Source organism: Sphingomonas sp. MS122 (genome assembly GCF_049532975.1).
GTDB lineage: Bacteria > Pseudomonadota > Alphaproteobacteria > Sphingomonadales > Sphingomonadaceae > Sphingomonas.
In genome coordinates, this window is sequence record NZ_CP186695.1 from 3,257,947 (window position 1) to 3,267,646 (window position 9,700).

The window sequence follows — 9,700 nt, forward strand, 5'->3', positions numbered from 1 at the left end:
CGCACTGGTCCTTCCGAAGAGACGGATAGACTCTGCTGCCTTCCCCACGCGCACGGGACTCGAAAGATGGGACCTTAGCCTTAATATAACTTAGGGTATCGAGGAGGCCCACCTATCTTCACGGCTAAGAAGACGATAAATCCAGCTCATGCTGACCCCCGGCCTTCCCTCGCTGATCGCGATCCGCGCGTTCGAGGCGGCCGCGCGGCTCGGCGGCTTTGCGCCAGCGGCGCGCGAACTGCAGACCACCGCAGCCGCCGTCAGCTACCATGTCCGTCAGCTCGAGACCCAGCTAGGGGTCGCGCTGTTCCTGCGGCATGCGCAACGTGTGGAGCTGACCCCGGCGGGCGAGGGACTTGCCGCTGACGCCCTCGCGGCGTTCGCCACGCTCCGGGCGGGCTTCGCGCGGGCAATCGATGCCGATCAGACCCGGCTCCGCATCACCGCATTACCTACATTCGGAACCGCCTGGCTCGCGCCCCGCCTCGGGCGCTTCCGGGCGCTTCATCCCGAATTGCGCGTCGAGCTCGACCTGTCGCCGGACCCGCGCGATCTCTCCGGCGGCGGCTATGATATCGCGGTCCGCAACGGGCATGGTACCTGGCCGGGCCTGCGCACCGTACCGCTGTTCCCCAGCGTGTTCACGCCCTTGTGCGCGCCTGGGCTGGTCGAGGCGGTCCGCGGCCTGGACGATCCCTCACATCCGCTCCGCGTGCCGCTGCTTGGCCGCCCCGACTGGTGGGAGCTGTGGTACAAGGATCTCGGTCACCCTGCCGGCCCGGCGCCGGAGCGGTTCGGCACCACCTTCTCGGCCGAGCATCTCGACATCGCCGCGGCGATCGCCGGTCATGGCATCGCGATCGGCTCGCCGATCCTGTTCGCCGCCGATATCGCCGGCGGCCGCCTCGCGCGGGTCCACCCGCATGCCGCGACCGATGGGCGCGCCTTCTGGCTCGCCTATCCCGCGACGCGCCAGCCCAGCCCGAAAGTCACCGCGTTCCGGGACTGGATCGTGCCCGAGATCTCGACCGCCGCTGCCTAAAGCGTGCGGAAGTAGCTGACGCGGCTTGCCGGGATCGGCGTATTCTGCTCGATGATCGGGCGTTCCCATGAAGCGCTTGAACGCGGTCGCGCTGTGCTCCGGGTGAGTCGACTGGCGGTCGCGCGCCGCGATACCCACCAGGATCGCCCCATCGTCCGCCATGCTGACCGCCGAGGGCGTCAAGAAATCACCGATGGAATTCGGGATCAGCACGGCCTCGCCGCCGCGCCAGATCGCTGCGGCACTGTTGGTCGTGCCGAGATCGATACCGATAATCATCAAGCCCCCCTGCGCGAGATCTCGCGCAGGGTGGAGCTATCGCCTCACGGCCGTTTCCGGCAAGTGCGAAGTTACGCCCCGAATGTCCCGCGAGCGCGCGTCAGGCGGCCGCCAGCACGACCTCGTAGCTGGCGGTGGTCTTGGCCGCGACCTCCTCTTCGGTCACGCCGGGGGCGAGTTCGATCAGGCGGAAGGGTGAGCTGTGGTCCGCCCGCTGGAACACCGCGAAGTCGGTGATGATCATGTCGACCACATTCTTGCCGGTCAGCGGCAGCGTGCACTCGGGAATGAACTTCGCCCCGCCATCCTTGCTGGTGTGCTCCATCACCACGATGATCTTCTTGACGCCCGCGACCAGGTCCATCGCGCCGCCCATGCCCTTGATCATCTTGCCCGGGATCATCCAGTTGGCGATGTCGCCATTCTCCGCGACTTCCATCGCCCCCAGCACGGTCAGGTCAATATGACCGCCGCGGATCATCGCGAAGCTGTCGGCGCTGCTGAAGTAGACCGATTGCGGCAGCTCGCTGATCGTCTGCTTGCCCGCGTTGATCAGATCGGGATCCTCCTCGCCCTCGTACGGGAAGGGGCCGATGCCGAGCATGCCGTTCTCCGACTGCAGCGTCACCTCGACGCCCGCCGGGATGTGGTTGGCGACCAAGGTCGGGATGCCGATGCCCAAGTTCACGTAGAAGCCGTCGCGCAGTTCCTTGGCGGCGCGAGCGGCCATTTCGTCACGAGTCCAGGGCATTCGGGTCTCTCCGTCGGATCACTGGGATGGGGTTGCGGCGGTGCTGCGCACGGGGTTGGGCAGGATGAACCAGCCCGCACCCCACAATGGCGCCACCATCGTCTCGGTCGCCGCGGTCTGGCGCTTGCCGGCATCGCCGACCGCTTCGAACTGACTGCTGAAGTCGTTGAGCGAGTCGCCGACCAGCGCGACCACGCAATAGCCTGCCGCGATCACCTGGCGGACCTGCTCGTCGCCCTTGGCGGCCTCGGCACCGCCGCGCAGGAACAGCGTGCGGCCGGCCTGGAAACCGCCGAACCCGAGCCGGTCGAGCAACGCCGTCACGCCGGGCGCGCTGTCGGGGGAGCGGTGACTGGTGAAGATCACCGCGACCCCTTCCCGCCGCGCGGCGTCGATGCCCTCGACCGCGCCGGGTGTCGCAGCGACCAGATCGCTCCCGTCACCCTTCCAGCGGCGCCATGGGGCATCGGGGTCCGCCGCCTTGTCGGCGCTTTCGTCGATGTCGAATACCACCGCCAGCGGCTTGCCTTCACAGCTCGCGTAACGCGGCGCGTCGAGCGTCGTGCCCGGTGCGAGCACCACCGACTGGAGCGGCTCGCCGCGCTGGCGCCGGCCTGCCTGCGCCGCAAGGTGATTCCACAGCGCCTGATAGGCCTGGAGGCTGAACGCTGCAGCTTCGCCGGAACTGCCGCCCAGACCGGGCGTGGCCGTCACGCCTGCAGGCAGGCCCGGTGGCGATGGCAGCGCACCGCTGGGTGCGGGCAGCATACCCGGCTGGGGCTGCCCGGCTGCGGTGGCTTCGAAGCCTTGCATCGCGGCCCGCGCCTGGGCGGTCTTGAGCTCACCCGGCGCGCGCTGCGCCTGCTCGGATTCCTTGGGCTTTTCCGGCCCGCGCTTGCCCAGCCCGATCTTGTCGCGGGCGATCATGCCGCCCGCGGCGATCGGTATCGCCGCCGCGACGCAGCCGCCCGCCGCCACCGGCAGCAGCGCCAGCACAGCCGCGGCGCGCAGCCGGCTCACGCGGCCCCGATGCCTTCGGCCCGCGGCCGTACGGTGCGGAACTCGATCTTCTTGTCGTAGGGCGCGCCGACGATCATCCGCTTCACATAGATGCCCGGCAGATGCACCGCGTCGGGGTCGAGCGTGCCGACCGGCACCACTTCCTCGACCTCGGCGACGCAGATGTTCGCCGCGGTCGCCATCGGCTGGTTGAAGTTGCGCGCGGTCTTGCGGAAGATCAGGTTCCCGGCCTCGTCGGCTTTCCAGCCCTTGATGATCGCCAGGTCCGCGCGGATCCCGCGCTCGAGGATATATTCCTCGCCGTCGAACACCTTCACTTCCTTGCCCTCGGCGACCTTCGTGCCGACGCCGGTCTTGGTGTAGAAGCCCGGGATCCCCGCGCCGCCCGCGCGGCAGCGCTCGGCGAGCGTGCCCTGCGGGCAGAACTCGACCTCGAGCTCGCCCGCCAGATATTGCCGCTCGAACTCCTTGTTCTCGCCGACATAGGAGGAGATCATCTTCCTGACCTGGCGGCTGCGCAACAGCTTGCCCAGCCCCTCATTGTCGATCCCGGCATTGTTGCTGGCGATGGTCAGGTCCTTGACCCCCGCCGCCTGGATCGCGTCGATCAGCCGCTCCGGAATGCCGCACAGCCCGAAGCCGCCGGCGCAGATCGTCATGCCGTCGTGAAGCAGGCCCTCGAGCGCGGCCCCGGCACTGGGATAGAGCTTCTTCATCGCGGCGATTCTCTCCTGTGTGCTGTCGCCCGTGGCGATAGTCGCGCGATCCGCGATCGGTCAAGCAAACCTGAACCGACTTTCAACTTCACGCGGTTGACGGAAACGCGCTGCGTTGCAGCAAGAATGCGGCGGGCTGCGTTGAAGCGTTAACCTCTTCGACTTAGAGGTGACATCGAACCCGGGGCGGGATTGCGTGCAATGATCGAATTTTCCGTTTTCCTCTACGGGCTGCTGTCGGCCTTCGTCCTGCTCTCCGCGGAGCAGAACCGCCGTCTTGCGCGGCCCAATCCGACGATGGTTACCGTGGTCGGCTGGGGCTTGTTCTCGATGTCCTCGACCCTGGCGGTGCTGCTCGGCGGCGTCGCGCTCGCGCTCGCGCTGGGGATCAACGTCCCCGAGTTCGCCCAGTCCGCGCTTCGCTGACGCGTAAAAATAGGGCGGCCGGAGCCGCCCAGTTGCTTGGGAAGGTTATCTGGTTCAGCGTACGGAACCCCGGCGCACCAGGTTGACGATCGCCAGCAGCACGACCGCGCCCAGGAACGAGATCAGCAGCGACGTGATGCTGAACGAACCCTGGGTGATCGTCCCGCCGCCAAGCAGCGGCGTGATGAGAAGCCCCGCCAGCAGCGCGCCGACGATGCCCACCACGATGTTGAGGAAGATGCCCTGCTGGGCATCGGTGCGCATGACGATGCTGGCCAGCCAGCCGAGCACGCCGCCCACGATAAGAAGCACGATGAGATTGATCATCCGTCGTCTCCCGCAATCCGGCTCGGCAGTACCGAGTCATGCGGATATACGGTTGAAACCGCGGGACGTTCCGCCCGCAACTAAATTACGCCGGGACAGGAGGCACGATGGCGATCTACGCATTCCAGGGCATCGCGCCGTCCATCGATCCCGATGCCTGGATCGCGCCCAGCGCCGACGTGATCGGCGACGCCCGGCTCGCGGCGGGGGCCAGCCTGTGGTTCGGCGCGGTGATCCGTGCCGACAACACCCCGATCATCGTCGGCGAGCGCAGCAATATCCAGGAAGGCGCGATGCTCCATTCCGATCCCGGCATCCCGCTCACCATCGGCGCCGACTGCACGGTCGGCCATCACGCGATCCTGCACGGCTGCACGCTCGGCGACCGCGTGCTCGTGGGTATGGGCGCGATCGTCCTCAACCGCGCGGGGATCGGCGACGACTGCCTGATCGGGGCCGGCGCGCTGGTCACCGAGGGCAAGATCTTCCCGCCCGGCAGCCTGATCGTCGGCAGCCCCGCGCGCGCGGTGCGTGAGCTCGACGCTACGGCACGCGCAGCCTTGCTCATTTCCGCGCACGGCTACGCTGATCGCCAGCGCCGCTTTCGCGCGGGCCTGACCCGCATCGACTAGCGATTTCAAAAATCGGGTATGGCGATCCCTGCCCGCCTGGGGTGTGCCGCTGGACAGGAAAATCAGTTCGGGTATGAAACGCAAATGACCCTTCCCGCACTCTTCGGCCGCTTGCGCCTGCCCGTCATCGGCTCGCCGCTGTTCATCGTCTCCGGCCCCGAGCTGGTCATCGCCCAGTGCAAGGCGGGGATCGTCGGCTCCTTCCCCGCGCTCAACGCCCGGCCGCAGAGCCAGCTCGACGAATGGCTCCACCAGATCACCGAGGAGCTCGCGGCGTGGAACCGCGACAATCCGGATCGCCCTGCCGCGCCCTTCGCGGTCAACCAGATCGTGCACCGCTCGAACGACCGGCTCGAGGCGGACCTGACGACCTGCGCGAAATGGCAGGTGCCGATCGTCATCACCTCGCTGGGCGCGCAGGAGGCGGTGAACCAGGCCGTGCACGGCTGGGGCGGCATCACGCTGCATGACGTGATCAACGAGCGATTCGCGCACAAGGCAGTGGAAAAGGGCGCCGATGGCCTGATTCTCGTCTGCACCGGCGCAGGCGGCCATGCCGGCCAGCTCAACCCCTTCGCCTTCGTCCAGGAAACGCGGTCCTGGTTCGACGGGCCTGTCATCCTCTCGGGCGCGATCGCGAACGGCGGAGCGATCCTCGCGGCTCAGGCGATGGGGGCCGACCTCGCCTATATCGGCTCGCCCTTCATCGCGACCGCGGAAGCCAATGCCGGCGAGGCATATAAGAACGGCATCGTCGAGGGTTCGGCCTCCGACATCGTCTACACCAACCTCTTCACCGGCGTGCACGGCAACTATCTGCGCGCCTCGATTGCGAGCGCGGGCCTCGACCCCGACAATCTCCCGGTGAGCGATCCGAGCACGATGAACTTCGGCTCGGGCGGCAATCAGAAGGCCAAGGCCTGGCGCGACATCTGGGGCTCCGGTCAGGGCATCGGCGCGATCCATGCGGTCACCCCGGTCGCCGAATTCGTCGACCGGCTCGATGGCGAGTATCGCGCGGCGCGTGCGCGGACCGCGGCGCTCCCGGAGGGCGGTTGGGCCGGCGCTGCGCTAGAAGGCGTGCGATAGGCGGTCGAGCATTCGCCGCGCCGGGCTGACTGGCACGGGCGCATCGTCATCCTGAGTCGAGTCGATCCGCGCCACGCGGCGATACAGGTCCTGGCTCGCCGCGATCAGCCCCTGCGCGGCCAGCGGCATCGCATCGAACGACGCGCGGTCGGTCTCCGGCGCCTGGCCGAGCCGCCGCGACGGATCGAGCGCGTCGCCGAGCGCGATCTCCCCGGCATTCACCGCACGTTGGGTCAGCAGCCAGGCGATGACATGCATCAGCCGCGTCGTCACCTTGAGCGACTCGCACGAGAACACGACCCGCGTCATCGCGTCGAGCGTGTCGCGCTCATCGCGCCCGATCTCGTCGAAATAGGCGCGCGCCTCGTCCGCCAGCAACATCGCCTCGGTATAAAGCGAGTCGATCAGGCGCTGATGGATCTGCGCGGTAGCCTTGCCCCCAGTCATAATGGGCAACGCTGACAGAAACCTTCCGGAAGCGGAATAGCCAATCCGCGCAACGCGATGTCCCAAAGCGATGCGCTGTGCATAACCGCGCTCAGGCGATGATGTCGGGGATCAGCCGGTCCTCGAGCATCGAGATCTCGTCGCGCAGCCGCAGCTTGCGCTTCTTGAGCCGCGCGATCTGGAGCTGGTCCGGCGCGTTGGCGCTCGCCAGCGCCTCGATCGCGGCGTCGAGATCGCGATGCTCGATGCGCAGCAGTTCGAGGCGGCGCAGAATCTCGGTCTCGTCCATTGCGCAACCCGTCCCCTCGGCCTCGCCCATTTGCGCCGGCCCGGATCGGCCCGTCGCAGTTCGCCGTTGCCCCGTCGATGCCGTGATTCGCAAGGGGCGACAAGCGCCGCGAATCGTGATTTACTCCTTGGTCCCCCAACCCTGAGCAGGAGGATTGCTTCCATGCAAAACGCGCATCTCTCGGCACTCGAGGCCAAGCACGCGACTCTCGATCGCAGGATCAGCGCCGAGTCGCAACGGCCCCTTCCCGATCAGATGATCATCGCCGACCTGAAGCGCCAGAAGCTCCGCGTAAAGGAGGAAATCGCGCACCTGTAGGCTGCGCGGTCACGGTGTCGCCCTGGCCCCTGGCCAGGGTGGCGCCCCAGCGACTCGGCCGGTTCGAAACCGGCCGCCACTCAAATCATTTCGCCACTCAAATCACTTTCGAAAGAGCGGGCGTGCCGGCGGGGGCGCGGTCTCCGTGGCCTTCGCATAGCGCGGCGTACGGGCCCCGGTGCCGACCGGCTTGCGCGCGGACATCGGATCGATCTCGCGGTCGAACGCGATCCCGATCCGGCCTTCAGCGGCCCAGGCGATTCGCCCGCCGACCCAGCCCACGCCGCGCACATCGACCTCGACGCGCGTGCCCGTGGCCACGGGTTGGGCATATTCCGCCATCAGCCCGCCGGAGGAGAGATTGCGGACCCGCACCGTCACTTCCGGCAGGTCGTCGATGCGCAGCTGCGCGGCGAGCAGCAGGCTGTCGCGCGAGCCGCTGCGCTGGCTCGACGGATCGTCGCTCGTAATGGCGTTCAGGGGATTGTTGGAAAACTGGTCCATCTACCGCTCTGCAATTCACCTGCGCGCGGATTAGAGCAGGTAGGGCTATCCAAAGCGTTAATCGGCGCGGTGATTCGCAGCCATTCCGGGGCTATTCGTCGCGCGAGACCTTTTCGTTGCGCTCGTGACGTTCCTGCGCCTCGACGGTCATCGTCGCGATCGGCCGCGCTTCGAGGCGGCCAAGGCTGATCGGCTCGCCGGTCACCTCGCAATAACCATATTCGCCATCCTCGATCCGGCGCAGCGCCGCGTCGATCTTGGCGATCAGCTTGCGCTGGCGGTCGCGGGTGCGCAGCTCGATCGACCAGTCGGTCTCGCTCGACGCGCGGTCGGTGAGGTCCGCCTCGCGCAGCGAATCAACTTGAAGCTGCGTGAGCGTGCCCGCGGCCTCACGATGGATCGCGTCCTTCCAGGCGAGCAGCTTCTCGCGGAAATACTGAAGCTGGCGCGAGTTCATGAAGGGCTCGTCGGCACTTGGCCGATAGCCGTCGGGTAGATCATTGGCCGCCGGCGGGGCCTTTTCCGGGTCGTCGCGATGCTCGTAAACCGTCGCCATGCCACTCTCCACACCGGATCGCGTCGGCGCTGCCGATCGAAATCCGCCCTTTGCCCGACGGCGCTATAGGGACGAGCGCCCGGCTCCACAAGCGTCCGAATCCATAGACTCGCGCGCCAAACCGTTCTTGCTGTGGAGGAAATTGCCCGACCCTGAACCGGACGCCACATCGATGTTCATGTTAACCATGTTCGTTAAGTAAAACGCGTGGCATCCGGCCCGAATTGTCCCTCAGCGGAACATTAACCATGTTGCGGTGGGCGAGGTGAGACAAAAACGTCCGTGACGGTACCAAAGCATGGTTAACGTCATTGCACTTAATAGTTTGTTCTGCACTTTCTGGGCATGAGCCTGTGCAGGCGCTGCATCATGCAGCTTCGGGGCAGCCTCTGGGGATAAGAGAGAACGACCATGTCGGTTCGGATGGCCTTGGCGAAATTGTGCGCATGTGCATGCGGCGGCGCCGTGATCGGCGGCGGCGCGGTGCATGTCGCCGAATCTCGTGCTGAGCGTACCTATGTGTCGAAGGGGGCGGTGGCGAAGAAGCGCGTGATCACCAAGCGCGTGGTCAAGCGCCCGATCCGCAAGCGGATCGTGCGGCGCACGGTCACCACCACGGCGCAGTGCCAGCCCCAGGTGGTCACGGTCACCACCCAGGGCGCGCCGGTTCCCCTGCCCCCGCCCGTCTATGCGGAAATGCCCGCGGTCGGCGGTGGCGGCGGCGGTGCGGCAGCTGCGACCGGCGGCGGCTTCGGCGGCGGCGGCGGCTTTGCCGGGGGCTTCTTCGCGGGCGGCTTCTTCGGCGGTTCGGGCGGCGGCTCGAGCAGCGGCGGGATCGTGATCTCGTCGACATCCTCCTCGTCGGGCGGCTCGACCTCCACGGGCGGGTCCTCCACCTCGACCGGGGGCTCCTCCACCTCGACGGGTGGATCGTCCACGTCGACCGGCGGCTCGTCGACCTCGACGTCGACCGGCGGTTCGTCGACCTCCACCTCCACCGGTGGTTCGTCGACCTCGACCTCGGCTTCCTCGTCGGGCGACGTGTCGTCGTCGACCTCGACCTCGGCGTCGACCTCCTCCTCGACCTCGGCCTCCTCGTCGGGCGACGTCTCGTCCTCGACCTCGAGCGGCTGGAGCACGTCGAGCGGCTGGAGCAGCACGTCCTCGACCAGCACCTCGACCTCGACGTCGAGCGGCTCGACCGGTTCGTCGGGCGGGCCCGACCCGGTTCCCGCGCCGCCGATGGTCCTGCTGTTCGGTGCAGCGGCAGCGGCGCTGGTCGCGCGCAAGCGCTTCCAGAACCG

15 protein-coding genes and 1 pseudogene are annotated in these 9,700 nt (G+C 67.4%); 5 read left to right on the top strand and 11 right to left on the bottom strand.

Annotated elements, in window-relative coordinates:
- The first annotated feature begins 148 nt into the window (after window positions 1-148).
- Window positions 149-1,042: a LysR substrate-binding domain-containing protein gene (locus tag ACO227_RS15880; protein ID WP_423603012.1), complete on the top strand. Its 894-nt coding sequence runs from the start codon at window positions 149-151 to the stop codon at window positions 1,040-1,042.
- 120 nt (window positions 1,043-1,162) lie between these two features.
- Here the strand turns inward: ACO227_RS15880 and ACO227_RS15885 are convergent.
- From ACO227_RS15885 to ACO227_RS15900, 4 genes and pseudogenes are all read right to left on the bottom strand, one after another.
- Window positions 1,163-1,321: pseudogene (locus tag ACO227_RS15885) on the bottom strand (Hsp70 family protein); the annotation flags it as partial.
- Between the two features lie 100 nt (window positions 1,322-1,421).
- Entirely contained in the window at window positions 1,422-2,072 is a 651-nt protein-coding gene (locus tag ACO227_RS15890) for a CoA transferase subunit B (protein WP_423603014.1), read from the bottom strand.
- Window positions 2,073-2,090: 18 nt separating this feature from the next.
- Entirely contained in the window at window positions 2,091-3,092 is a 1,002-nt protein-coding gene (locus tag ACO227_RS15895) for an HAD family acid phosphatase (protein WP_423603016.1), read from the bottom strand.
- A complete protein-coding gene (locus tag ACO227_RS15900; protein WP_423603018.1) occupies window positions 3,089-3,808 on the bottom strand; it encodes a CoA transferase subunit A in 720 nt (239 codons plus the stop codon). Before ACO227_RS15900 ends, ACO227_RS15895 begins: the two co-directional genes overlap by 4 nt.
- Before the next feature lie 201 nt (window positions 3,809-4,009).
- Between ACO227_RS15900 and ACO227_RS15905 the strand changes: the two genes are divergently transcribed.
- Entirely contained in the window at window positions 4,010-4,234 is a 225-nt protein-coding gene (locus ACO227_RS15905) for a hypothetical protein (protein ID WP_423603020.1), read from the top strand.
- A 54-nt stretch (window positions 4,235-4,288) separates the two neighbouring features.
- On the opposite strand, the gene ACO227_RS15910 is transcribed toward ACO227_RS15905, so the two are convergent.
- Complete coding sequence (locus tag ACO227_RS15910) at window positions 4,289-4,561, bottom strand: GlsB/YeaQ/YmgE family stress response membrane protein (protein ID WP_423603021.1); 273 nt, start codon at window positions 4,559-4,561, stop codon at window positions 4,289-4,291.
- A gap of 107 nt (window positions 4,562-4,668) precedes the next feature.
- On the opposite strand from ACO227_RS15910, the gene ACO227_RS15915 reads away from it, so the two are divergent.
- Window positions 4,669-5,193 carry a gamma carbonic anhydrase family protein gene (locus ACO227_RS15915; RefSeq protein ID WP_423603023.1) on the top strand — a complete coding sequence of 175 codons (525 nt, stop codon included), beginning with the start codon at window positions 4,669-4,671 and terminating at the stop codon, window positions 5,191-5,193.
- A gap of 84 nt (window positions 5,194-5,277) precedes the next feature.
- Window positions 5,278-6,282 (top strand): NAD(P)H-dependent flavin oxidoreductase, encoded by a 1,005-nt coding sequence (locus ACO227_RS15920; RefSeq protein WP_423603025.1) that lies wholly within the window; start codon window positions 5,278-5,280, stop codon window positions 6,280-6,282.
- Here the strand turns inward: ACO227_RS15920 and ACO227_RS15925 are convergent.
- On the bottom strand, window positions 6,265-6,729 hold the full coding sequence (locus ACO227_RS15925; protein WP_423603027.1) for a DUF1465 family protein: 465 nt from the start codon (window positions 6,727-6,729) through the stop codon (window positions 6,265-6,267). The two genes, ACO227_RS15920 and ACO227_RS15925, sit on opposite strands and share 18 nt — an antisense overlap.
- A gap of 91 nt (window positions 6,730-6,820) precedes the next feature.
- A complete protein-coding gene (locus ACO227_RS15930) occupies window positions 6,821-7,018 on the bottom strand; it encodes a YdcH family protein (protein WP_423603029.1) in 198 nt (65 codons plus the stop codon).
- A gap of 162 nt (window positions 7,019-7,180) precedes the next feature.
- On the opposite strand from ACO227_RS15930, the gene ACO227_RS15935 reads away from it, so the two are divergent.
- Entirely contained in the window at window positions 7,181-7,336 is a 156-nt protein-coding gene (locus ACO227_RS15935) for a YdcH family protein (RefSeq protein WP_423603031.1), read from the top strand.
- Between the two features lie 102 nt (window positions 7,337-7,438).
- Here ACO227_RS15935 and ACO227_RS15940 read toward each other — a convergent pair whose 3' ends face one another.
- The 4 genes from ACO227_RS15940 to ACO227_RS15955 form a co-directional block, all read right to left on the bottom strand.
- Entirely contained in the window at window positions 7,439-7,840 is a 402-nt protein-coding gene (locus ACO227_RS15940; protein ID WP_423603032.1) for a PilZ domain-containing protein, read from the bottom strand.
- A gap of 91 nt (window positions 7,841-7,931) precedes the next feature.
- A complete protein-coding gene (gene dksA, locus ACO227_RS15945; protein WP_423603034.1) occupies window positions 7,932-8,396 on the bottom strand; it encodes an RNA polymerase-binding protein DksA in 465 nt (154 codons plus the stop codon).
- 515 nt (window positions 8,397-8,911) lie between these two features.
- On the bottom strand, window positions 8,912-9,046 hold the full coding sequence (locus ACO227_RS15950; protein ID WP_423603036.1) for a hypothetical protein: 135 nt from the start codon (window positions 9,044-9,046) through the stop codon (window positions 8,912-8,914).
- 36 nt (window positions 9,047-9,082) lie between these two features.
- Window positions 9,083-9,685, bottom strand: a complete 603-nt coding sequence (locus ACO227_RS15955; RefSeq protein ID WP_423603038.1) for a hypothetical protein — start codon at window positions 9,683-9,685, stop codon at window positions 9,083-9,085.
- Between the last annotated feature and the right edge of the window lie 15 nt (window positions 9,686-9,700).

Excerpts from the sequence above, each read along its gene's own strand:
- ACO227_RS15880 (WP_423603012.1), top strand. The coding sequence starts at position 149 with ATGCTGACCCCCGGCCTTCCCTCGCTGATCGCGATCCGCGCGTTCGAG.
- ACO227_RS15890 (WP_423603014.1), bottom strand. The coding sequence starts at position 2,072 with ATGCCCTGGACTCGTGACGAAATGGCCGCTCGCGCCGCCAAGGAACTG.
- ACO227_RS15900 (WP_423603018.1), bottom strand. The coding sequence starts at position 3,808 with ATGAAGAAGCTCTATCCCAGTGCCGGGGCCGCGCTCGAGGGCCTGCTT.
- ACO227_RS15905 (WP_423603020.1), top strand. The coding sequence starts at position 4,010 with ATGATCGAATTTTCCGTTTTCCTCTACGGGCTGCTGTCGGCCTTCGTC.
- ACO227_RS15910 (WP_423603021.1), bottom strand. The coding sequence starts at position 4,561 with ATGATCAATCTCATCGTGCTTCTTATCGTGGGCGGCGTGCTCGGCTGG.
- ACO227_RS15915 (WP_423603023.1), top strand. The coding sequence starts at position 4,669 with ATGGCGATCTACGCATTCCAGGGCATCGCGCCGTCCATCGATCCCGAT.
- ACO227_RS15920 (WP_423603025.1), top strand. The coding sequence starts at position 5,278 with ATGACCCTTCCCGCACTCTTCGGCCGCTTGCGCCTGCCCGTCATCGGC.
- ACO227_RS15925 (WP_423603027.1), bottom strand. The coding sequence starts at position 6,729 with ATGACTGGGGGCAAGGCTACCGCGCAGATCCATCAGCGCCTGATCGAC.
- ACO227_RS15930 (WP_423603029.1), bottom strand. The coding sequence starts at position 7,018 with ATGGACGAGACCGAGATTCTGCGCCGCCTCGAACTGCTGCGCATCGAG.
- ACO227_RS15935 (WP_423603031.1), top strand. The coding sequence starts at position 7,181 with ATGCAAAACGCGCATCTCTCGGCACTCGAGGCCAAGCACGCGACTCTC.
- ACO227_RS15940 (WP_423603032.1), bottom strand. The coding sequence starts at position 7,840 with ATGGACCAGTTTTCCAACAATCCCCTGAACGCCATTACGAGCGACGAT.
- dksA (WP_423603034.1), bottom strand. The coding sequence starts at position 8,396 with ATGGCGACGGTTTACGAGCATCGCGACGACCCGGAAAAGGCCCCGCCG.